This window comes from Actinocrispum wychmicini (assembly GCF_004345645.1).
GTDB classification, from domain to species: Bacteria; Actinomycetota; Actinomycetes; order Mycobacteriales; family Pseudonocardiaceae; genus Kibdelosporangium; species Kibdelosporangium wychmicini.
Map to the genome: position 1 here is coordinate 801,999 of NZ_SLWS01000004.1, position 20,502 is coordinate 822,500.

21 protein-coding genes are annotated in these 20,502 nt (G+C 68.5%); 6 read left to right on the forward strand and 15 right to left on the reverse strand.

From position 1 onward, the window contains the following. Window positions 1-4 precede the first annotated feature (4 nt). Window positions 5-379 carry a cupin domain-containing protein gene (locus EV192_RS21625; protein ID WP_132118064.1) on the forward strand — a complete coding sequence of 125 codons (375 nt, stop codon included), beginning with the start codon at window positions 5-7 and terminating at the stop codon, window positions 377-379. Then, window positions 376-843 carry a MarR family winged helix-turn-helix transcriptional regulator gene (locus tag EV192_RS21630; protein WP_207926167.1) on the forward strand — a complete coding sequence of 156 codons (468 nt, stop codon included), beginning with the start codon at window positions 376-378 and terminating at the stop codon, window positions 841-843. Before EV192_RS21625 ends, EV192_RS21630 begins: the two co-directional genes overlap by 4 nt. Here the strand turns inward: EV192_RS21630 and EV192_RS21635 are convergent, their stop codons facing one another. From EV192_RS21635 to EV192_RS21650, 5 genes are all read right to left on the reverse strand, one after another. After that, window positions 844-1,821, reverse strand: coding sequence for an endo alpha-1,4 polygalactosaminidase (locus tag EV192_RS21635; RefSeq protein ID WP_165960532.1), 978 nt, complete (start codon window positions 1,819-1,821; stop codon window positions 844-846). A 20-nt stretch (window positions 1,822-1,841) separates the two neighbouring features. Next, complete coding sequence (locus EV192_RS55925; protein ID WP_341770888.1) at window positions 1,842-2,441, reverse strand: AAA family ATPase; 600 nt, start codon at window positions 2,439-2,441, stop codon at window positions 1,842-1,844. 293 nt (window positions 2,442-2,734) lie between these two features. Next, window positions 2,735-3,250 carry a hypothetical protein gene (locus tag EV192_RS55930; protein ID WP_243726977.1) on the reverse strand — a complete coding sequence of 172 codons (516 nt, stop codon included), beginning with the start codon at window positions 3,248-3,250 and terminating at the stop codon, window positions 2,735-2,737. Window positions 3,251-3,513: 263 nt separating this feature from the next. Then, on the reverse strand, window positions 3,514-3,831 hold the full coding sequence (locus EV192_RS21645) for a DMT family transporter (protein ID WP_132118068.1): 318 nt from the start codon (window positions 3,829-3,831) through the stop codon (window positions 3,514-3,516). Beyond that, window positions 3,831-4,493, reverse strand: coding sequence for an FMN-dependent NADH-azoreductase (locus tag EV192_RS21650; RefSeq protein WP_132118070.1), 663 nt, complete (start codon window positions 4,491-4,493; stop codon window positions 3,831-3,833). The genes EV192_RS21645 and EV192_RS21650 overlap by 1 nt, the downstream gene beginning before the upstream one ends. A 92-nt stretch (window positions 4,494-4,585) precedes the next feature. Here EV192_RS21650 and EV192_RS21655 point away from each other — a divergent pair, with 92 nt between their 5' ends. Continuing rightward, window positions 4,586-5,176 (forward strand): TetR/AcrR family transcriptional regulator, encoded by a 591-nt coding sequence (locus EV192_RS21655; RefSeq protein WP_243726978.1) that lies wholly within the window; start codon window positions 4,586-4,588, stop codon window positions 5,174-5,176. Window positions 5,177-5,698: 522 nt separating this feature from the next. Here the strand turns inward: EV192_RS21655 and hpaD are convergent. The 6 genes from hpaD to EV192_RS21685 form a co-directional block, all read right to left on the reverse strand. Continuing rightward, window positions 5,699-6,742: a 3,4-dihydroxyphenylacetate 2,3-dioxygenase gene (hpaD, locus tag EV192_RS21660; protein WP_132118072.1), complete on the reverse strand. Its 1,044-nt coding sequence runs from the start codon at window positions 6,740-6,742 to the stop codon at window positions 5,699-5,701. Next, window positions 6,739-8,247 carry a 5-carboxymethyl-2-hydroxymuconate semialdehyde dehydrogenase gene (gene hpaE / locus EV192_RS21665; protein ID WP_132118074.1) on the reverse strand — a complete coding sequence of 503 codons (1,509 nt, stop codon included), beginning with the start codon at window positions 8,245-8,247 and terminating at the stop codon, window positions 6,739-6,741. The genes hpaD and hpaE overlap by 4 nt, the downstream gene beginning before the upstream one ends. Further along, window positions 8,244-9,188 (reverse strand): 4-hydroxy-tetrahydrodipicolinate synthase, encoded by a 945-nt coding sequence (gene dapA / locus EV192_RS21670; protein WP_132118076.1) that lies wholly within the window; start codon window positions 9,186-9,188, stop codon window positions 8,244-8,246. The genes hpaE and dapA overlap by 4 nt, the downstream gene beginning before the upstream one ends. Window positions 9,189-9,199: 11 nt before the next feature. After that, the gene (locus tag EV192_RS21675; RefSeq protein ID WP_132118078.1) at window positions 9,200-9,871 is read right to left on the reverse strand and encodes a GntR family transcriptional regulator; all 672 of its coding nucleotides are present in this window, start codon (window positions 9,869-9,871) and stop codon (window positions 9,200-9,202) included. After that, window positions 9,853-11,280 (reverse strand): fumarylacetoacetate hydrolase family protein, encoded by a 1,428-nt coding sequence (locus tag EV192_RS21680; protein ID WP_132118080.1) that lies wholly within the window; start codon window positions 11,278-11,280, stop codon window positions 9,853-9,855. Before EV192_RS21680 ends, EV192_RS21675 begins: the two co-directional genes overlap by 19 nt. Window positions 11,281-11,353: 73 nt before the next feature. Further along, window positions 11,354-12,790, reverse strand: coding sequence for an aldehyde dehydrogenase family protein (locus tag EV192_RS21685; protein WP_132118316.1), 1,437 nt, complete (start codon window positions 12,788-12,790; stop codon window positions 11,354-11,356). Window positions 12,791-12,944: 154 nt separating this feature from the next. On the opposite strand from EV192_RS21685, the gene EV192_RS21690 reads away from it, so the two are divergent. Next, complete coding sequence (locus EV192_RS21690) at window positions 12,945-14,375, forward strand: GMC family oxidoreductase (RefSeq protein WP_132118082.1); 1,431 nt, start codon at window positions 12,945-12,947, stop codon at window positions 14,373-14,375. Window positions 14,376-14,448: 73 nt separating this feature from the next. Here EV192_RS21690 and EV192_RS21695 read toward each other — a convergent pair whose 3' ends face one another. The 3 genes from EV192_RS21695 to EV192_RS21705 all read right to left on the reverse strand — a co-directional run bounded on the left by EV192_RS21695 (window position 14,449) and on the right by EV192_RS21705 (window position 17,409). Continuing rightward, the gene (locus EV192_RS21695; RefSeq protein ID WP_132118084.1) at window positions 14,449-15,405 is read right to left on the reverse strand and encodes an aldo/keto reductase; all 957 of its coding nucleotides are present in this window, start codon (window positions 15,403-15,405) and stop codon (window positions 14,449-14,451) included. 8 nt (window positions 15,406-15,413) lie between these two features. Then, window positions 15,414-16,523, reverse strand: coding sequence for a zinc-binding dehydrogenase (locus tag EV192_RS21700; RefSeq protein ID WP_132118086.1), 1,110 nt, complete (start codon window positions 16,521-16,523; stop codon window positions 15,414-15,416). Between the two features lie 151 nt (window positions 16,524-16,674). Beyond that, window positions 16,675-17,409 carry an SDR family NAD(P)-dependent oxidoreductase gene (locus EV192_RS21705; RefSeq protein ID WP_165960533.1) on the reverse strand — a complete coding sequence of 245 codons (735 nt, stop codon included), beginning with the start codon at window positions 17,407-17,409 and terminating at the stop codon, window positions 16,675-16,677. Between the two features lie 23 nt (window positions 17,410-17,432). Between EV192_RS21705 and EV192_RS21710 the strand changes: the two genes are divergently transcribed. Further along, window positions 17,433-18,380 carry an aldo/keto reductase gene (locus EV192_RS21710; RefSeq protein ID WP_132118088.1) on the forward strand — a complete coding sequence of 316 codons (948 nt, stop codon included), beginning with the start codon at window positions 17,433-17,435 and terminating at the stop codon, window positions 18,378-18,380. 63 nt (window positions 18,381-18,443) lie between these two features. Here EV192_RS21710 and EV192_RS21715 read toward each other — a convergent pair whose 3' ends face one another. Next, entirely contained in the window at window positions 18,444-19,136 is a 693-nt protein-coding gene (locus EV192_RS21715; protein WP_243726979.1) for an alpha/beta fold hydrolase, read from the reverse strand. A gap of 360 nt (window positions 19,137-19,496) precedes the next feature. On the opposite strand from EV192_RS21715, the gene EV192_RS21720 reads away from it, so the two are divergent. Further along, a complete protein-coding gene (locus EV192_RS21720; RefSeq protein WP_132118090.1) occupies window positions 19,497-20,483 on the forward strand; it encodes a methyltransferase family protein in 987 nt (328 codons plus the stop codon). Window positions 20,484-20,502 lie beyond the last annotated feature (19 nt).

Here is a 20,502-nt window from a genome sequence, read left to right on the forward strand (position 1 = left end):
GTTCATGCGAGTGATCAACGAGACCGAAGAGCGGACCACCACGACCCCGACCGGTGTGATGACCGCGCTCGCCGGGCCCAGCCAGGGGAGTGACCAGGTGAGCACCTGGCGGGTTCGGCTGGCGGCCGAGGCGGAGTCTCCGGTGCACCTGATCGACCACGACCAGGTGTGGATGCCGATCTCGGGCACGTTCTCGTTCACTGTCGGCGACGAGACCAGCACGGCCTCCGCTGGGCAGGCTGTGCTGCTCAGGGCCAACGAGGTTCGGCAGTTCCGCCCGGTGGGCGGGCCGGCTGAGGCGTTGGTGTGCATGGCGGCCGCGGGTCGGGCGGGGGTTCCGGGCACCGACGGGCGGCAGTCTCTACCGTGGGCCTTGTGACGGATCCCCTTGCCCGCACCGAGTTGACGTTCCTGCTCGGGTTGGCGTTCCAGCTCGTGGTGGCCGACTTCGTCCAGGAGGTCGAGGCGGCGGGCTACCGCGATCTTCGGCCCGCGCACGGCGCTGTCTTCCAGGCGTTGCGGGGTGCCGGCGCGACGAGCACCGAGTTGGCCGAGCGGCTCGGGGTGACCAAGCAGGCGTCCGGGCAGATGGTCGGCGACCTGGAGAGCCGCGGCTATGTCCGACGCGTCCCGCACCCCGATGGGGGACGTCGTCGGCTCGTCATCCTCACGGACAAGGCGATGCAGCACATGTCCGTGGCCGGTCAGGTGCTGGCCAGGTTGGAGGGCGACCTGGCCGCGAAGTTCGGCGGGGCCGAGCTGGCGGCGTTGCGGGCGGAACTGACCCGGTTGATCCGCACGATGGCCGGCGACGCCCTGCCGCCCCTCCGGCCCGTCTGGTGATCACCGGCACGGCGTCCACGGCAGGTCGTTCAGGGTCTTGCTGGCTTTCTTGACGATGGTGTCGAACCCTGGGGTGGCCGCGGCGCAGATCGCGGCCGGTGTGCCCAACGGGTTGCGCTCCGGTGGGTCCTCGTCGGATTCCAGGTATTCGACGTGCAGCACTGGTTTGCCGGCGGCGGTGAAAGCGGTCAGCGGGTCGCACGGTTGGATGTCCGCGCCGGTCCACTGGCAGTCCTCGATCACCGCCAGGTCGAAGTCGCCGACCAGGTCAGGGGCCTGTTTGCTGTCGTTCTTCAGCACGATGCCCAGCCCGAGCCGGTGGGCGGCGCCGGCGAGCATCCGGTTGTAGCCGAGTTGGTCGGCCGCGGTGACCGGCTCGGACCAGCCGGCTTCGGAGTTGTGCAGCCACGCGTCCGGCCAGTCCGGGTCGACCGCGTCGAAACCGTTGTCCGCGCACAGTTTCATCCGCGCGGCCATGATCTCCGTCAGGAACTCGAGACGCCCGGCGCCGGGTTTGACGTTGAACCAGCGTTCGTTGTCGTACGGCGGTGCGAGCGCCTTGCTGACCAGGTGCGCTTCCGGGTGTGCGGCGTCCCAGTCGAGGATCTTCCGTGCGTCCGGCCGCCACGCTTCGAGTGTGCCACCGGAGAAGTAGCAGATCGCGTGCGCGGACAAACTGTGGATCGCTTTGACCGCCTCGGTGTTGACGACGTCGGTGGCGGAGCCGGTGACCTGCGAATCCACCCACAGGTCGATGCCGTACACGTCCGGGCACACCGGGCCGGCGCCCTTCGGCGGCGGTGTGCACACCTCGTCCGGACGCAGGTTGATCCCGTTCACGATCCCCGGCCCGGTCCGGGTGGTCGGCACCAGCTGGTACTGCCAGCGCACCCCGGGATGCGGCCGCCACCAGCCGTTCGCGGGCCTGTCCGGCACCGGCACGTTGGTGCCCGAGCAGCCGGCGACCAGGACGGCCACTACCAGGAGGATACGGCTGATCAACTTGTCGGATTGCCTAGAAGCGCCCTGGTCAGGTTGTTCCGTGCGGCATACATCTCGTTCAGTGCTCCGGTCAGTTCCGCGTCGCCGACATGGACGTCGGCGTCCGAGTTCTCGGCGAGCGAGCGTAGCGCGGCCCGCCGCAGGAGTTCCTTGATGAACGACGCCGGGGCGCCTTCCGTCGCTTCGACGACAGGCGCGAGATCGGCGGTCAGTCTCAGGCCGCGCGCGTAGAGCTGGAGCAGCGTTTCGCGGCCGGCGGCGTCCGGCAACGGGAGTTCGACGGCCAGATCGACCCGGCCGGGGCGGTCGGCCAGGGCCCGTTCCAGCTCGCTGGCGCGGTTGGTGGTCAGCAGGAACGTGACGTCCGCGTCGCCGCCGACCCCGTCCATGGCGTCGAGCAGGCTGAACAGCAGCGGCTGGCCGGTGCCCATCGGGTCGTAGCCGCGGTCCTGCGCGATCAGGTCGACGTCCTCCAGCACGACGACGCTGGGCTGCAGGCGTCGGGCGAGCATCGCGGCCTTCTCGATGAACCGCATGGCCGCGCCGGTCAGAATGATGATCGTGCTGCCGGGCAGCCGTCCCATCAAGTACCGCATGGTGTGCGTCTTGCCCGTGCCGGGCGGGCCGTACAGCAGAAGTCCGCGCTTGAGGTGCTGGCCTGCGGCGAGCAGACGTTCGCCGTGCCGCGCGATTCCCACCACGTGTGCCTCGATCGACTCCAACACGCCGGCCGGCAGGACCACCTCGTCGCCGCCGATGTCGGGCCGGGGCAGGAAGGTCAGCAGCTCGTTGCCGAAATGCTCGCTGACCCCGAACGCCAGCACCTGGCCGCGCAGGACGTCGTGCTCGGCGACCAGGGACTCGATCTCGGCGCGCACGGCGGTCGCAGTCACCTGCGAGGTCGCCAGCACCTCGACCCGGCACACGGGTTCGGCGAACTGCGGGGCCGCGCCACGGACCCCGAGGACCACCGGGGAGCCGTCCGGCGCGACCGTGCCGACCAGACCGAGCTGCACCACGTCGATCGCCTGGTCGGGCCCGACCAGGCGGTGGTGTAGTCCACCGAGCCGAGCTGGTACGTGTTCTGCGTGCCGGCGGCGGCCAGCATGCTGATCAGGTCCTCGAAGTTCCGGTGCGAGCCGACCACACCGAACCAGTCCATCGCCTTGCCGTACCTGGCGAGATAGGCGTCGATTCCGCGCTGCAGGTTCGCGTGTTCCCAGCCCGGCCAGCCGCGACTGACGACGACCACTTCGGACACCGGCACACCGAGATGCCCGGTGACCCGGTCGGACAGCACGTTCGCCTGCGGCACACCGGCCATCTCGTTGGTGGCCCGGATGATCCGGTACAGCTCCGCCGCGAGGCCATGGGTGCCGTCGTCGGCACACTGCGCACTGTCCATGTCACCAGAGTGCCCGTGTTCGACGCGCCTGTCGAACCGTTAGCCTGGAAGCAGTGTGTCCATGGGGAACAGGGGTCACGTGCGTTCGGTTGCGGTGTTTCTGATCGCTGTGCTGGTCGCCGGTTGCTCCTCTCAGTCCTCTGTGGACGCTCCGGTGACGGGCGGTCTGAGCCCGCCGGACCAGCGGGTCGAGTTCGGGACTGGCACGGGGGAAAGCCTGTCCGCGGCCGGACGAACGATCTCCGGCAAGGACTCCACCGGACCTAGGCACTGGTGGTCCTGGCGAGGACGACCCCGCCGATGATCAGGCCGAGCGCGGCGATCCGGCCGAAGCTGACCGGCTCGTGGTTCACGATCACGCCGATCAGGATCGTGCCCGCGGCGCCCATCCCGGTGAAGACCGCGTACGCGGTGCCGACCGGAAGGGTGTTGAGCGCGCGCGACAGCAGGTAGACGGCACCGAGGCAGAGCACAAGGCAGATCAAGGTCGGCAGCGGCCTGGTGAAGTTCTCGGTCGGTTTGATGCTCTGCGCCCAGGCGATCTCGACGACCCCGGCGAGCAGGAGGATGAGCCATCCCATCATGTCCTCCGACGTGTTGACAGGTCGGCGACCAGGGCGTCGACCGCGTGCAGTGCCGCCTCCCGCGATTGGTGGTGCTCCCCTTCGCGGTGCGCGAGCTTGGGGTCGAGGAGGGTGTTGGACAGTTCGGTGTGGACGAACGTGACGTCCTTGACGTCGAAGTGGCCGGCGAAGAAGTCCCGCAGGTAGCGTTCTTCGTGGTCGTAGGGCGCCCGTGGCGTGCCCGGCTGGTAGCTGCCGCCGCGCGCGCCGGTGACCACGAACGACCGCCCGGCCAGGGACATCCGGGGGAACGTGACCTGGTCGATCCACGCCTTGAGCGACGCGGGCACCGAGAAGTTGTACATCGGCGTGCCGATCAGCACGACGTCCGCGGTCAGCAGGTCGGCCAGTAACGGTTCCACCACCGCCCACGCCGCCCGCTGGCCCGACGTGCGGACAACGCTCGCGTAGTCGGCGGGGTCGAAGATCTGCCCGGCCAACACCGCGTCGCACAGTTCGGTCCACGCCTCGCCGATCTGCGGCACCGGGTGGACAGCCAGGTCACGGTAGACGTACCCGCTGTCGGGACGCGCCGCCCGCCACGCGGTGGCGAACCGCCCACTCAGCTCCCGGGAGAACGAGGTACGGCGGGCACTGGCATCGAGGTGAAGCAGGTTCATAGCGCCTCCATTAAGTGGACATGACGTCCAGTTCTGTCGACGACTGTAACCCCAAGTGGACAGCGTGTCCAGTTGCTTGCTAAGCTCGGAGAGTGGCCACCCATGACCTGTCAACGCCCAGCGCGAACCGGGAACGCGCCGACGCCGCCCGTAACCGCCTGAAAGTGCTGGCCGCGGCAGAGACATTGTTCGCCGAACGCGGCGCGAGCACAGTCACCATGGACGACATAGCCAAAGCCGCCGGCGTCGGCCGCGGCACCCTCTACCGCCGCTACCCAGACCGCGCCGCGATCGCCCTCGCCCTCCTCGACGAACACGAACGCCGCCTACAGGAACAACTCCTGTCCGGCCCCCCACCCTTGGGCCCCGGCACGTCCCCAGCCGAACGCCTGGCCGCGTTCTACGCCGCGATGGTGGAACTACTGGCCCGACACGTACACCTCGCCCTGGGCGCCGAGGTCGGCCGGTCCCGATTCAGCGCGGGCGCCTACGGCTTCTGGCGAGCCCACATCCTCACCCTGATCCGCGACGCCGGCCACAAAGACCCAGACCCCCTCGCCGACATCCTGCTCGCCCCCCTCGCCCCCGAAGTCTTCCAACACCAGACCCAAGAACTGGGCCTGGACAAGGAAAGGATCACCACAGCACTCGCCGACCTGGCTCACCGCGTCCTGGGACAGTGAGTCACCACGCCAAGCCCCCTGGCTGACCCAACACCGAGGCGATGGTCGGCAGCGACCCGCCCTGGCGCAGGGGTGCTTTGCAGGCGCGTCCCAACAATAGGCGCGTGCCCGCGCAACACACCTGTGCCTCGTTCTGTCTCCCGGCCGACCTGGGCGCAGCCCAACCACAGGTGTCAAGAGGCTGAAAGCGCGAGCAACCCCGAGCGGGAGCCGGCCTCTTGACGCCTGTGGTTGCCTTTGGCAGGTCGGGCGGGAGGCAGGACGCAGTCAGTTCCCCTGTCTCCTGGTCGATCTGCCGCGCGGCGAGCGCTTCTTTTGAACAACGCAGCCCGGGTCAAGGATCCTTGACAAACGGACCGCAGTCCATAAACCGAGGCGAAGCCTCGGAGTCCTTGTTCGGTGGCGGCGAGCCGCAGGGGGAGCAGGCTGAGGCGTGGCGGGCCGCGCCCGCCACGTTCGATCGCTTCGACGTCGCCGACAAGCTCCTGTTCAGCGTGCCGATGTGGAACGGGGGCGCGCTTTCTAGACCTGCTCGCCCAGTTTGAAACCCTCCTGTTTGGACGTGTACGAGAAGCCGTCGGCGCCGATCGTCACGTCCGCCTCGCGGGCGTCCGAGCGCTCGATGAGTGGTTGGGCCTTGCCGTCCAGGTCCAGGACCGGGGAGGCGTCGGAGTACCAGCTTGGCACCACCGGGTTTCCCCACCAGTCGCGGCGTTGGTTGTCGTGCACGTCCCAGGTGATCACCGGGTTGTCCGGGTCGCCGGTGTAGTAGTCGTGGGTGTACAGCTCGATCCGGTGCCCGTCGGGGTCACGCACGTAGAGGTAGAACGCGTTCGACACGCCGTGGCGGCCGGGTCCGCGTTCGATCATGTCCGACTTGCGCAGCGCGCCGAGGTGGTCGCAGACGTGCAGGATCTGGTGGCGTTCCTGGCTGGCGAAGGCGATGTGGTGCAGGCGCGGTCCGTCGCCGCCGGTCAGTGCGACGTCGTGCACCGTCGGTTTGCGGAACATCCAGGCGGCGTAGACCGTGCCCTCGTCGTCCTGGATGTCCTCGGACACTCGGAAACCGAGCCCTTCGTAGTACGACCGGGCGGCGGGGACGTCCGGGGTCACCACGTTGAAATGGTCCAAACGGGACAGTGCGCCGGCGCCGTGCTGGTCGTACCGTTGGGTGAAGCGTTCGACGTGTTCGGCGTCGTGGAAGAACTCCACCGGGAAGCCCAGTGGGTCCTCGATCCGCACCGCCTCGCCGATGCCTCGGGTCGCGCCCGCCGGCCGGCGTTCCACCCGGACGCCGAGCCCGGTGTAGTAGGCAACAGCAAGGTCAAGGTCGGCCGGGGTCCGCACACGGTAGGCGAGGACGGCCAGCGCGGCGGTGTCGCCCTTGCGCAGAATCAAAGAGTGATGCAGGTACTCCTCGAACGCGCGCAGATAGATCGCCTCATCGTCCTCATAGGTCACGACAAGACCGAGGATGTCGACGTAGAACGTCCGGGAGGCCTCAAGATCCGTGACGACGAGTTCGGCGTAGGCGCAGCGGATCACGTCCGGCGGCGTTGCGGTCATGACTGTCCTTCCTGGACGATCCCGAACCGTGGGGTGTGCACGGCGCCGAGCGTGATGTGGATCGCCTGCTGGTGGGTGTAGAAGTCGATCGAGCGGTAGCCGCCCTCGTGGCCGAGACCGGACGCCTTGATCCCGCCGAACGGGGTGCGCAGGTCACGGACGTTGTGCGAGTTCAGCCAGACCATGCCCGCCTCCACCGACTGCGCGAACGTGTGCGCTCGGGTCAGGTTCGATGTCCAAAGATACGCGGCGAGGCCGTACTTGACACCGTTGGCGAGGGCCAGCGCCTCGTCCTCGGTGTCGAACGGGGTGATCGCGACCACCGGGCCGAAGATCTCCTCCTGGAAGATCCGGGCGTCCGGCGCGACATCCGCGAACACCGTGGGCGCAACGTAGTTCCCGGTGTCCAAACCGGACGGACGGCCGCCGCCGGCGAGCAGCCGCCCCTCGGTCTTGCCGAGTTCGACGTACCGCATCACCTTGTCGTAGTGCTCCGGGTGGACGAGCGCGCCTACCTCGGTCGCCGGGTCGTGCGGGTCGCCGACGACGATGTTCCGCGCCCGTTCGGCGTAACGGGAGCAGAACTCGTCATACACCGAGCGCTCGACGAGGATCCGGCTGCCCGCGGTGCAGCGTTCGCCGTTCAACGAGAACACCCCGAACAGCGTCGAGTCGATGGCGGCGTCGAGATCCGCGTCCGCGAACACGATCGCCGGCGACTTGCCGCCCAGCTCCATCGACATGCCCTTGAGCGCGGTGGCGCAGTTGCGGTAGATCGTCCGTCCGGTGGTGCTCTCGCCGGTGAACGAGATCAGCGGCACGTCCGGGTGCCGGACCAACGCGTCGCCCGCTTCCTCGCCGAAACCGTTGACGAGGTTGAACACCCCGTCCGGCAGCCCGGCGTCCCGGAAGATCCCGGCCCACAGGCTCGCCGAGAGCGGCGTGAACTCGGCCGGCTTAAGCACGACCGTGCAGCCGGAGGCGAGTGCCGGCGCGAGCTTCCAGCTCTCCAGCATGAACGGCGTGTTCCACGGCGTGATCAGCCCGGCCACGCCGATCGGCCTGCGGTGCACGTAGTTCATCTGCCGGCCGGGCACGCGGTACGTGTCATCGGCCTGGGCCACGATGAGATCCGCGAAGAACCGGAAGTTCTCGGCGGCGCGCTGCGCCTGGCCGAGCGCCTGGGTGATCGGCAGCCCGGTGTCGAACGTCTCCAGCTCGGCCAGCCTGCTGTCCTGGGCCGCCACGGCGTCCGCGATCCGGTTCAGCACCCGGGCGCGTTCCCGGGGGAGCATGCTGGGCCACGGGCCGTCCGCGAACGCCTTGCGGGCGGCGGCGACCGCGAGGTCGACGTCCTCGGCCTGGCCCGCGGCGGCCGTCACGTAGGTCTGGTTCGTCACCGGGTCGAGCACGTCGAAAGTCTTGCCCGACACGCTGTCGACCAGTTCGCCGCCGATGTAGTGCTGGATCTTGCCGGGCAGATCCTCGGGGATGTGGTGCTTCACTTTCCCTCCAGGGCGAAGCCGTCGACCGGGCTGAGGTAGGTCCCGCCCTGCGCCATCAGTTCCTTGATCCGCGCGCGCCCCGCGTCGGTGGGGGTGATCAGCGGCGGCCGGACGTACCCGGACCCGATCAGCCCGCGCTGTTCGAGCACCCACTTGCCGGGTGCCGGGTTCGTCTCGACGAACAACAGGTCCACCAACGGGTGCAGGCCGTAGTGGATCTCGCGGGCGCGTTGGAGATCGCCGACTTGCCACGCGTCGTACATCTGCGCGCACGCGGTGGGCGCGATGTTGGCGGTCGCGCTGACGAACCCGGCGCCGCCGAGAGCCAGCAGCGGCAGACAGAGCAGCTCGATCCCGGACCACACCAGCAACTCCGGCCCGCACAGGTGCAGGACCCGGGAGAAGTGCTCGAAGTCCTTTGTGGTCTCTTTGACGCCGACGAAGTTGTCCAGCTCGCGGAACAACCGGGCCACGGTCTCCGGGGCGATGTCCACCGCGGTCCGGCTCGGCACGTTGTACGCGACGATCGGCAGGTCCGGGAACTCCCGCGCGACCGTGCGATACCAGACGTACAGCGCTTCCTGGGTGGGCCGCGCGTAGTACGGCGTGATCACCAGGACGGCGTCGGCACCGGCATCCTGTGCGGCGGCGGTGAGTTCGAGCGTCTCGTCGAGTTTCGCCGATCCGGAGCCGGGAACGAAGGGGACACGGTCGCCGACGGCGGCGGCGACCGTGCGGATCGCTTCGGCGCGTTCGGCGATCGTCTGCGCGCCGGGTTCGCCGGTGGAGCCGCCGATGGAGATGCCGTGCGAGCCCGCCGCGAGCTGCCACCGGACCAGGTTCGCCAAGCCGTCGTGGTCGACGTCGCCGTCGGCCGTGAACGGCGTCATCAGCGGCGCGATCGAGCCCCTGATCGACTGGGGGTCTGCGCGGAAACGCATGGATTTTCCTCCTAGGGGTGGCGTTCGGCCTGATACGCCAGGAACGCGTTCAGGGTCGCCAGTCGGTGCTCGCGCACGGCCAGTTCGATCTCGTGCGCGGGTGCCCCGCGTTCGAGCAGGTCGAGGATGTTCTCGTGTTCGGCCACGGATTCGTGCGCGCGGCCGGGGACGAAGCTGAAGGTCGACATGCGTAGCCCGCTCAACCTGTTCCAGCCCCGCGTGACCAGGTCCAGAACCTGCGGATTGGGGCAGGGAGCGAACAGCACGGCGTGGAACTCGCGGTTGAGCGCGGTGAACCGGGCCGGTTCGAAATGGTGCAGACAGTCCGCCAGTTCGGCGTTGAGCCGCCGTGCTGTCTGCAGAACCTCCGGCGGTGACACGTCGGCGGCGAGCGCGGCGGCGTATCCCTCAACGAGGGCGAGGGTTTGCATCGTGTTCTGGTAGTCGGTCTCGTCGACCATCGCGACCTGCGCGCCGATGTTGCGTTCGAAGGTGACCAGACCCTCCGCCTCCAGCAGCCGGATCGCCTCACGCACCGGCACCACGCTGACCCCGAGCTCCTGGGCGATCTGGCCGAGCACCAGCCGGAAGCCGGGGGAGAAGGTGCCGTCCGCGATCCGTTCCTTGATCCACTGGTACGCGATCTGCGACTTGCTGAGCGCGCTTACGCCTTCGGTTGCCACTCGGCGTACCTCGCCTTCCAGCTGTCGTCCATCGGGTAGAGGCCGTCGACGCGCGCGCCCGCGGCCACCTGCTCGGCGATGAACGACTCCTGCCGCTCCTGCTCGATCGCCCCGGCCACGACCTCTTCGACCAGGTGCGGGGGGATGACCAGCAGGCCGTCGGCGTCCCCGACGATCACGTCGCCCGGCTGCACGGACGCGCCCCCACAGGCCACGGTCACGTCGACGTCCCACGGCACGTGCCTGCGGCCGAGCACCGCCGGATGCGGCCCCGCGTGGTACGTCGGGATGTCGAGCGCGGCGACCGCGGCGACATCGCGGACCCCGCCGTCGGTGACGATCCCCGCCGCCCCCCGAACCTGCGCGCGTAGCGCGAGAATGTCACCGACTGTGCCCGTGCCACGCTCGCCGCGTGCCTCCATCACCAGCACATCGCCGGGTTCGAGCGAGTCGAACGCACGTTTCTGGGCGTTGTATCCGCCGCCGTATTCACGGAAAAGGTCCTCGCGGTGCGGGATGTAACGCAGTGTCCGCGCCCGGCCGACGAGTTTCTGTCCGGGCTTGGTGGACGTGAGACCGTCGATGGACACGTTGTTGTAGCCGCGTTTGCGCAACTGCGCGGACAGGGTCGCCACACCGACGCTGGTGATCCGCTCCCGCAGTTCTTCGGTGAGGACAAAGGACTCCGTTGTGCCGTAAGCGTCCGCGCGCTGCTGATCGTCCACACGCGGCAGCGCGCCATACGGTCCGAAAGGGACAGTGCCGTCGACGATCGGGGTCACCAGCCGGCCGGTCGACTGCCCGGCGGTATCGACCTCCACTTCGACGACGTCCCCTGGCCGCACGACCGAAGCACCCGCGGGTGTGCCCGTGAGGATGACGTCGCCGGGTTCGAGCGTGATGAGCTGGGACAGGTCCGCGACCAGCTGCCCGAAGTCGAACAGCAGCTCCGCGGTGGTGTCCTCCTGGACGAGTTCGCCGTTCACCCAGGTCCGGATCCGCAGGTCAGCCGGGTCGACCTGGGCTGCGGGCAGCACGGACGGGCCGAGTGGCGTGAAGCCGTCGCCGCCCTTCGACCGCAGGTTGGCGCCTTTGTCGGCGTACCGCAGGTCGTAGACGCCGAAGTCGTTGGCGGCCGTGACGCCGGAGACGTACGACCAGCCCTCGGCCGGGCCGACGCGACGGGCGCGTTCGCCAATCACGAGGGCAATCTCGCCTTCGAAGCCGAGTAGTTCGGTGCCCGCCGGCCGTTCCAACGCCTCGCCGCTGGCCGCCACGGAGGTGGCGGGCTTGAGGAAATAGCTCGGGACGGCCGGTGTGCGGCCGCGTTGCGCCGCTCGGGACCGGTAGTTGAGGTGCACCGCGATGATCTTGCCGGGGCGCGCCGACAGGGGAGATGTGCTGGTCATGGCTGCTTTCCTGCCCAGTGTTCCGCAGACGTATCCGAAATCATATACGATCGTTGGCCCGGGGGAACCCCCGTCAGTCGCCGTAGTGCAGCCACACGGACTTCGTCTCGGTGTACGCGTCGAGCGCCCATGGTCCCATCTCCCTGCCCCACCCGGACGCCTTGTACCCACCCCATGGCGCGGCCATGTCGGGGATGGGTGGCATGTTGACGAACACCGCGCCCGCCTTGACTCCGTCCGCGAACCGTTGCGCCGCACGGATGTCCCGGGTCCACACGGACGCCGCGAGGCCGTACTGGGTGTCGTTCGCGCGGCCGACCAACTCGTCTTCGTCGTCGTACGCGGTGATGGCGAGCACAGGGCCGAAGATCTCCTCGCGCATGATCGTCATCTCGTCGCGCACGCCGGCGAACAAGGTCGGCTGGTAGAAGTAGCCGTCGCTGTCCACCACCTGGCCGCCGGTCACCAGCTCGGCGCCCTCGCCGCGGCCGGTCGAAACCAGGTGGTCCACGTGGTCCCGGTGCTTGGCCGAGACCAGCGGACCCACCTGGGTCGACTCGTCGAGTCCTGGTCCGATCCGCAGCCCCGCCAGGCCGCCGGCCAGTTTCTCGACGAACTCCTGTTCGCGTTGGCGATCGACATAGAAGCGTGTGTACGCGGCACAGACCTGCCCGGCGTTCAGCGTCGAGCCGGCGAGGTTGCCGGCGACGGCGGCGTCGATGTCCGCGTCGCGGGCGATGATGCTCGGTGCCTTGCCGCCCAGTTCCAGGGTGAGGCGTTTGAGGTTGGACTCCGCGCTCGCCACCGTGATGAGCTTCCCGACCGCCGTCGATCCGGTGTACGACAGGTGGTCGACGTCCATGTGCGTGCTCAGCATGGCGCCGACCGCGCCGTCGCCGGTGACCAGGTTGACCACCCCGGCCGGGAACCCGGCCTCCTGGGTGAGCTCGACCAGCCGGACGCTGGTGAGCGGGGTCACCTCGCTCGGCTTGATCACCACGGTGTTCCCGGTCGCCAGCGCGGGCGCCAGCTTCCAGGCCAGGATCATCAGCGGGAAGTTCCACGGGGTGATCAGCGCGTTCACCCCGACCGGCTCACGGCGCGTGTAGTGCAACGTGTCCGGGTAGGAGACCGGGTTGGTGGTGCCCTGGATCTTGGTGACCCAGCCGGCGAAGTAGCGGAAGTGGTCCGCCGCGCCGGTCACGCTCACCTGCCGGGAGACGCCGATCGGCTGGCCCTGGTCGCGGGTCTCCAGCGTCGCCAGTTCCTCGTGGTGCTCGTCGATGAGTTCCGCCAGGCGGAACAACAGCGCGGCCCGGTCCACCGGGAGCAGCCCGGCCCACTCCCGTGCCGCCAACGCCTGCCGGGCGGCACCGACGGCGGCGTCGACATCGGACTTCGACGCCGTACCGACCTCTTCGAGTACTTTTCCGGTGGCCGGGTCAATGGTCGCGATGGTGCCGCCGCCCGCATCGGTCCATTGTCCGTCGATGAACAGGCGTGTGGGCATCCCAAGCTCCTCCTTGACGGCGGGCCGCAGGGACCCGCGTGGTGATCGAGTATCGGTCGCGGCCACCGGACCGGTCTTGTCCGCCAGGGCACGCCGGTTGTCGCCCAGCGAAGGGATGGTCCTGCGTTCGGACGCGGGCTGCGACGCTGAGGCCATGGACGTGATCGTGGTGGGCGCGGGCTCGGCGGGTTCGGTGGTGGCGAGGCGACTCGTCGACGCGGGCGCCCGGGTGACGTTGCTCGAAGCCGGCGGTGTGGACACGAATCCGGCGATCCACGACCCGGCGCGAGCCGGAGAGCTGTGGCACGGCCCGGAGGACTGGGACTACTACACCGTGCCGCAGCCACACGCGGCCAACCGGCGGCTGCATCTGCCGCGCGGCAAGGTCCTCGGCGGTTCGCACGCGCTGAACGCGATGATCTGGGTCCGTGGCGCGCCTCAGGACTACGACGGATGGGCTATTCCAGGCTGGGCGTGGGACGACGTGCGGCCGGTGTTCGAGCTGATCGAGAAGGACCTGCTCGACGTCGTGCCGAACGAGCCGCTGCACCCGATCCAACAGTCCATTATAGACGCTGCGGTCCAGGCAGGGGTGCCGTTCAACCCGGACTACAACGGGGATCGGCTGGACGGCGTGTCCGTTGAACGGGTCACCATGCGTGGCGGTCGCCGCCTCTCCACCTGGCTCGCCTATGCGGAGCCAGTGTCCGAGGATCTGACCGTCCACACGGGAGCATTGGTGCACCGGCTGGAGATCGCGGACGGCTGTGCCGTCGGTGTCTGGGTGGAGGTCGACGGTCGGCTGCGACTGCTGCGTGCGGACCAGGTCGTGCTTGCCGCGGGTGCGCTGTCGTCGCCCGCGATCCTGTTGCGCAGCGGGATCGGACCGGCCGCCGAGCTCGCCGCGCTCGGCATCGCGGTCGTGGCCGACCTGCCCGGGGTGGGCAAGAACCTGCACGACCACCTGTTGTCCCCGGTGATCTTCGCGACGGACCTGCGGGAGGTGGAACCGCCGTCGCCGGGGCGATCGGTTACCCAGACCCATTTGTTCTGGCGCAGCAGGCCGGGGCTGGCCGTGCCGGACACCCAGCCGATCCATTTCAGCGTCCCGATGTACGAACCGTGGATGACCGGTCCCGAGACGGGTTTCTCCCTGATGGCCGGCATGGTGACACCGCGCAGCCGGGGCAGCCTCCGACTGTCCGGCCCGCATCCGGAGGACGAGCCGGTGATCGATCTCGCCGCGTTGGCCGATCCCGCCGACTTCGCGAGCCTGGTGGCGTCGGTGCAACAATGCCAGGCGATCGGCCGCGCGCCCGCGCTGGCCCAGGAGTGGGGCGCCCGCCAGCTGTATCCCGAACCCGGCGACGACGTGCGTGACTACGTCCGCCGGACCGCCATCACGTACCACCACCAGGTCGGCACGTGCCGGATGGGCGCGGTCGTCGACTCTTCGCTGCGGGTGCAGGGGATCGACGGCCTGTGGGTCGCCGACGCGTCAGTGATGCCGACGGTGATCACCGGCAACACCAACGCGCCCGCGGTCATGATCGGCGAACGAGCCGCCCGCTTCATGCTGCGCTGAGGATTCGGCGCAGCCCGGGCGCGGACCCTCAGGGAGGGCCCGCAACGCCGCCGTCAGCTCCGGTCGAGCCCGCTCACGGTCCCTCTGGGTCGACGACGTCCCGGTCCGCCCACAGCGGTTCGACGAGCGCGCGCAACTCGGCCGCGCCGACCTGCTCGACGAGGTCGACGGCGCCGAGGTTGTCCCGCAGCTGTTCGGTGCTGGTGGCGCCGAACAAGGTCGTGGTGTTCGCCGGATGCGTGAGCGTGAAGGCGAGGCACAGCTGGGCCGGCGTGGCGTTCAGTTCGTCCGCGAGGTCACGCACCCGGTCGACGGACTCGATGACACGGGCCCGGATACCGCCCGGGTCGCGGCCGACCTGGCGGCTCTCGCCGGTCTTGCCCAGCAACACCCCGCCTTCGAACACGTCCGACGACTCCAGCGTGACGCCCAGTTCGCCGAACACCTCGGCGAACGGTTCTCCGTCTGGAATGGACCGTCGGGCCACGCTGTACTTCAGCTGGGCCATGGCAGGCCCGGCCACGCCCTCGTCGCGCGCGAAGTCGTGCAGCGACCGGATGTTCGTGGCCGACCAGTTGTTCACCCCCCACCGCCCGATCAACCCGGCCCTGTGCAGGTCGGCGAGGTCGAGCACGAGCTGGTGCAGATCGGTGTCCTCGCGCCGGATGTCCCCGAGGATGACGACGTCCGCGTGGTCGATACCGGCGCGGAACAACGCGTTCTCCATCTGCCCGCGCAGGTCGTGCTCGGGATAGCCTTCCAGCCAGAGCTTCGCCGACACCAGGTACTCGTCCCGCTTGAGCCCGGCCGCGCGGACCATCGCGGAGAACAGCACGTCGGTGAACACCGGGGCGGCGCCTGGCATGCCGTAGACGCCGACGTCGAACAGGCTGATCCCGGCGTCGATCGCGGTCCGCAGCATGGTCACGGCCTCGCGGAAGTCCATCCGGTCGTACGTGTGCCACGAGCCGAGCGACAGCACACCGGTGAGCGGGCCGTCGCGGCCGATGCTGCGTTGCGGGATGGGCATGGACTCTCCTAGGGAAGACGGGGATCGATGACGGCCTTGAGCTCGCCGAACCGGGACATCGACTCGACCCGGGCGGACGCGCCGGACAGCCCGACCGGCTCGCCGAACAGCTCGTCCCAGGGCATCCTGGTGCCGAACGTACCGAAGAACTCCACCGAGCGGTGGTAGTCGGCGATGTCGCCGTTGAGCGAGCCTACGACAGTGAGTTCCTTGCCCATCACCGTACCTAACGGCACCGGCGACGGCTGCGGGCCGGTCGAACCGACGACCGCGATGGTCCCGCGCTGGGCGGCGAACGCGACGGCCTCCTCGCCGACGGTCGGGCCGCCCGCGAAGTCGAAGACGTGGTCCGCGCCGCGACCGTCGGTGAGGTCACGTACCTGGATGATCCGGTCATGTGGGCGTGAGTCGACCGGGATCGTGGCAGTGGCACCGAACTGCTCGGCGACCTTGAGCCGGTCGTCGGGGCCGCCGACGGTGATGACCGTGCCCGCGCCGGAGATCCGCGCGACCGCCGTCGCGAACACGCCGAGCGCGCCCGCGCCTTGGACGACGACTGTCGCACCCGGACGGACACCACCGGATCTCGCGAAGGCGCGCAGGACTGTCTTGCCCGCGCAGCCGGACATCGCGGCCCAGGTGTCCTTGACCTCCGCCGGCAGCAGAAGCTTGGCCGCACCTGGCGTGACATAGCAGTACTGGACGAGACCGCCGGTGGCGTAAGGGAATTCGTCGGCCCGCTGGAGGAAGCCGTAGCCGCGGCTGGCGCAGGCCACCGGCTCGCGCAGGATCGCGCAGCCGTGACACTTCCCGCAGGTGGACTCCGACCAGCCGATTCGGTCGCCGGGCCGGACGTCCCGGCCGAACGTGTCCGTGGTGCCGTCGCCGGCCGCGACCACCTCGCCCACCATCTCGTGGCCGAGCACCATCGGCAGCATCCCGGGGAACGTCATCTGGCCGGACCAGAGATGCACGTCGGTGCCGCACAACGTGGTGCAGGTGACGCGCACCAGTGCGGCGCCGGGTTCGATTTCGTCCGGCAGCGGTAGTTCTCGCAGAGTCAGTGCGGCGCTGTGTTCGGTGAGCACCGCGGCCGCAGTCGTGGTGGGCAGTGCCATCGCATTAGTCTACAGTTGTGGAACAAAAAGTCCATGGCCGGGAGGGAACCTTGCCGTCTCAACGAATCCACTGGAGACCGATCCGGCCTCGTTGCCCGATGTCGCGGTCGAGACCACGGTCACCGGCGGCCGGATCGTCTACTCCGGATAGTCAGACCAGGAGTTGGCCGCCATCGACCTGGAGGATAGCGCCGGTGATGTGGCGGGCGTCGGCCGAGGCCAGGAACACAACGGAAGGCACGACGTCCGCTACCGAAGCAATGGAGCCCAAGGGAATCCGTGCTTCCCAGGCCTGGCGGGCGGCGGTGTCCGAGGCGAATCCGGCCGTCATCGGCGTGAGCACCGGACCGGGGGCGACGCCGTTGACACGGATCCCGTGCGGTGCCAGTTCGAGTGCGGCGGACCTGGTCAGGGCGTCCACCGCGGCCTTGGTGGCCTCGTAGTGCCCCAAACCCGGGGTCGGCTGGCGGGCGCCGATCGACGAGATGTTCACGATCGCCCCACGGGTCCCGGCCGCGACCATGTGCGCGCCGACAGCCCGCGTCATCAGGAACGTGCCCCGGAAGTTCACCTGGACACACCGGTCGAACACGTTGACGTCCAGCACGGTCAGCGGACCGCCGCCGCCCACAATGCCGGCGTTGTTGACAAGGACGTTGATCGGCCCGGCCCGACCGATCACGGCGTCGACCGCGGCGTCCACCGACGCGGGGTCGGAGATGTCGACTTCGACGTATTCAGCGCCGTCGGCGCCAATCTCGTCGGCCGCGCCCCGACCCGCGATGTCGGCGACGAAGACCCGATCGCCCGCGGCCACGAACGCCTCGGCCGTCGCGCGTCCGATACCGCTCGCACCACCGGTCACCACAACGGTTCTCTTGTTCATTCTACGATCGTAGACTAAACCTCATGAACGGAGAACAGGTAAGACTCGGTGGGATCGCCACGTCAAGGTTCGGCCTCGGCTCCTGGAACACCTGGGACCGGATGGATTTCGACGACGCTGTCAGTCTGATCAGGACGGCCGTGGACAACGGTGTCACCCTCTTCGACGTCGCCCACTACGACATGGGCCCGCACAGCGAAGGCTCCAGCACCGACGTGATCTTCGGGCAAGCCGTCAAAGCCGCCGGCATCCCCCGCGACGACTACCAACTGTGCGGAAAGCTGTGGCTCTGGGACTACCCCAGAACAGGATTCGCCCACCAACTGGACACCGCCCTCACCCGGATCGGCGTGGACAAAGCCGACATAGTAGTGGTCGGCGACTACTTCGAGTCGCCGGACATACCCCGGATCGTCACCGAAGTGGCCGAACAGATCCGCGCCAACCGTTTCCAGGGCTGGGGTGTCAACAACTGGGCCGCGGCAGACCTGGACAAAGCCCTGACCTTCGCGACAACCGAAGGCCTCCCCACCCCCACCTTCGCCCAACTGAAGTACAGCATCGTCCGCCGCTCCATGGCCGAAGGCCCCCACTACGGCAACCACTTCACATCCGGCCGCCTGACCCTGCAAGCCTCCGACATCTTCGAAGGCGGAATCCTCCTGGGCAACAAAACCCCCACCCGAAAGATCGGCGCCGACCCAGGCGGAATCCGCGACTCCGTCAAAGCCGCCGCGGACACCCTCACGCAGATCGCCAAAGACTTCGGCGCCACCAGATCCCAACTCGCCATAGCCTTCTGCCTGTCCTACGAACCAGTCGCCAACGTCCTCTTCGGAGTGAGCAAGCTAGGACAACTGATGGACAACCTGGGCGCATTGAGACTATGGGCCGAGCACGGCCCCGAGATCCGCGCGGCCGTCGACAACCTGTGGCTCGACCGTGCGGTGAACCCCGACGGAACCTGGTGACGTGAAGATCTCCTCGTGAGTGGTTTTGTGAGTTGGAACTGACAAAACCACTCACGGGGGCCGTCAAGCCTCAAGAAACTCCAGCGCGGCCGCCTTGAACCTGGCCCCCCGCAAACAACCGCCGTGATCCCCAGGCACAACCACCAACTCACTCCCAGGAACCAAATCCACCAGCGTCTCGATCCCCTGGCTGATCGGATCCTCCTCCCCCCGCACGAAAAGCACCGGCAAGTCGAGGGCAGTAGGAGCGAAGGGCTCAACCCGCAAGCCCTCAATGCATCGACACAGCGCGATCGGATCACGCCCCGGAGCGCTGATCATCCGAGAGATGGCCGCCGTAAGCGGATCCGCCGACAGCTTTCCGCCTGTCGTGAAGGCCATCACGGCGGTCAGGTCGAGCGCGCCGAACGGTTCCACGGGGCTGATCCCGCCGAGGACCATCCGGCGTACCGGCAGCAGTGTGGGCAGGTCCCAGGCCAGGCGGGCGCCAAGGGAGTAGCCGATGACGTCCACTTCGGACACGTTGCCTACCGCTCGGGCCAGCTCGTCGAGCATTGCCTTGGCTGTGGCGGCGGTCGCGTCTTTGGGGGCGGGGCTGGAGCCGTGGCCGGGGAGGTCGGGCACGATGACGCGACGGCCCTGGGCGGTCAGGGCCGCGGGCCAGCCGGTGGTGATCCAGTCGGTGTGGCCGTCGGAGGCGAAGCCGTGCACGAGCAGCACGGGCGGCCCGGCTTCCTGGGCGGGGAACCGGCTCACTGTCAGGGAAGTGTTGTCGGACAACGTAATCCTTTCTCAACGAGGCGCGCGGTGGGGAGGCGTTGCATCCCGCCCGACATCTGGTGCGGACTGGCGAGATCCCTGATCGCGAGCAGCGTCATGAAATCCCCTTCCTGGTGCCCGACGCGCCGCACAGGCCGGACTGCCGGCGAGAGGGGCCGACAAGGGTAGTTCTACGCATGTTGACACTGCGGACCAGACGATGTCAATGGTTTTATTCTACGGATGTAGGAAGTCGGTTTCCGTTGGATTTTTGCCTGCTGTACGGGGAAACCGACTCTGGACTTTTCGTCTACGGTTGTAGAGTCTCGGCCGGGAACAACGTGTGAGGAGGGGGCCGTGACCGGCTCAGCCAGAACAGTCAGTCCCGACCGGATCGTGGACATCGCGGTCGGGTACATGGCGTCGAAACAGCTCTTCGCCGCGAGCCGGATCGGCCTGTTCGCCGCACTCGCGGACGCCCCGCTGAACGCCGACGAACTGGCGACTCGCATCGGGAAGCCATTGACGACCGTGCGGATGATCGCCGACACCATGGTCTCGCTCGGCCTGGTGACGCGCGTCGAAGGCCGCTATGTGCTCGGCGCCGAAGCCGCGGAGTACCTGACCGGTTCAGGGCTCGATCTCACTCCGTACCTGACGTTCCTGGAGTCGATCAGCTATCCGCACTGGCTCCAGTTCGGCCACACGGTCGACACGGGCGAGCCGGGAAAGCTCGACATGGACGGCGACCGCTGGACCACGTTCCTCGCCGGGGTGATGACCTACAACGAGCTGCACGCGCGGATGCTGGCCCAGGTCTTCGACTTCCGGCCGTACGAGAACCTGCTCGACTTCGGCGGCCTGTCCAGCGCGTTCGCGACGGAAGCCATGCACGCCAACGAAAAGCTGCGGACAACGTTCCTGTTCGACCCCCGGTCGGTGGACGCAGTGACGCAGGCGGTGACCGAGGCGGGTGTCGCCGACCGCAGTACCGTGCTGGGCTCGCCGACCACCGACGCCCGTCCGGAGGGCGCGTTCGATCTGGTGATGGTCAACCACGTCGTACACAGGTTCACCGCTTCGGAAAACGCGGAGATCCTGCTTCGCGCCCGCGCTGCCGCCGGACCGGGCGCCCGTCTGCTTGTGCTCGACTTCTTCCTCGATACGGACCCCGTTCAGCGGCCTCTCGACGCGCTGCACGCGGGGGAGTACCTGGTGATCGACGGAACCGTGGTGTACCTCGAAACGACAGTGCGGGCCTGGCTCACCGACGCGGGCTGGCGCCCGTTCGACCGGCTGACCCTGCCGGGCAGCCCACGCGTGCTCGTCGCGGAAGCGGTGTGACCGTGCACCTCGACCCCGC

What these genes read in the sequence shown, in the direction of transcription:
- EV192_RS21625 (WP_132118064.1), top strand. Translation starts at nt 5, where the DNA reads ATGCGAGTGATCAACGAGACCGAAGAGCGGACCACCACGACCCCGACC.
- EV192_RS55925 (WP_341770888.1), bottom strand. Translation starts at nt 2,441, where the DNA reads ATGCGGTACTTGATGGGACGGCTGCCCGGCAGCACGATCATCATTCTG.
- EV192_RS55930 (WP_243726977.1), bottom strand. Translation starts at nt 3,250, where the DNA reads ATGGACAGTGCGCAGTGTGCCGACGACGGCACCCATGGCCTCGCGGCG.
- EV192_RS21645 (WP_132118068.1), bottom strand. Translation starts at nt 3,831, where the DNA reads ATGGGATGGCTCATCCTCCTGCTCGCCGGGGTCGTCGAGATCGCCTGG.
- EV192_RS21650 (WP_132118070.1), bottom strand. Translation starts at nt 4,493, where the DNA reads ATGAACCTGCTTCACCTCGATGCCAGTGCCCGCCGTACCTCGTTCTCC.
- hpaD (WP_132118072.1), bottom strand. Translation starts at nt 6,742, where the DNA reads ATGACCGCAACGCCGCCGGACGTGATCCGCTGCGCCTACGCCGAACTC.
- dapA (WP_132118076.1), bottom strand. Translation starts at nt 9,188, where the DNA reads ATGCGTTTCCGCGCAGACCCCCAGTCGATCAGGGGCTCGATCGCGCCG.
- EV192_RS21680 (WP_132118080.1), bottom strand. Translation starts at nt 11,280, where the DNA reads ATGACCAGCACATCTCCCCTGTCGGCGCGCCCCGGCAAGATCATCGCG.
- EV192_RS21685 (WP_132118316.1), bottom strand. Translation starts at nt 12,790, where the DNA reads ATGCCCACACGCCTGTTCATCGACGGACAATGGACCGATGCGGGCGGC.
- EV192_RS21690 (WP_132118082.1), top strand. Translation starts at nt 12,945, where the DNA reads ATGGACGTGATCGTGGTGGGCGCGGGCTCGGCGGGTTCGGTGGTGGCG.
- EV192_RS21695 (WP_132118084.1), bottom strand. Translation starts at nt 15,405, where the DNA reads ATGCCCATCCCGCAACGCAGCATCGGCCGCGACGGCCCGCTCACCGGT.
- EV192_RS21700 (WP_132118086.1), bottom strand. Translation starts at nt 16,523, where the DNA reads ATGGCACTGCCCACCACGACTGCGGCCGCGGTGCTCACCGAACACAGC.
- EV192_RS21705 (WP_165960533.1), bottom strand. Translation starts at nt 17,409, where the DNA reads ATGAACAAGAGAACCGTTGTGGTGACCGGTGGTGCGAGCGGTATCGGA.
- EV192_RS21710 (WP_132118088.1), top strand. Translation starts at nt 17,433, where the DNA reads ATGAACGGAGAACAGGTAAGACTCGGTGGGATCGCCACGTCAAGGTTC.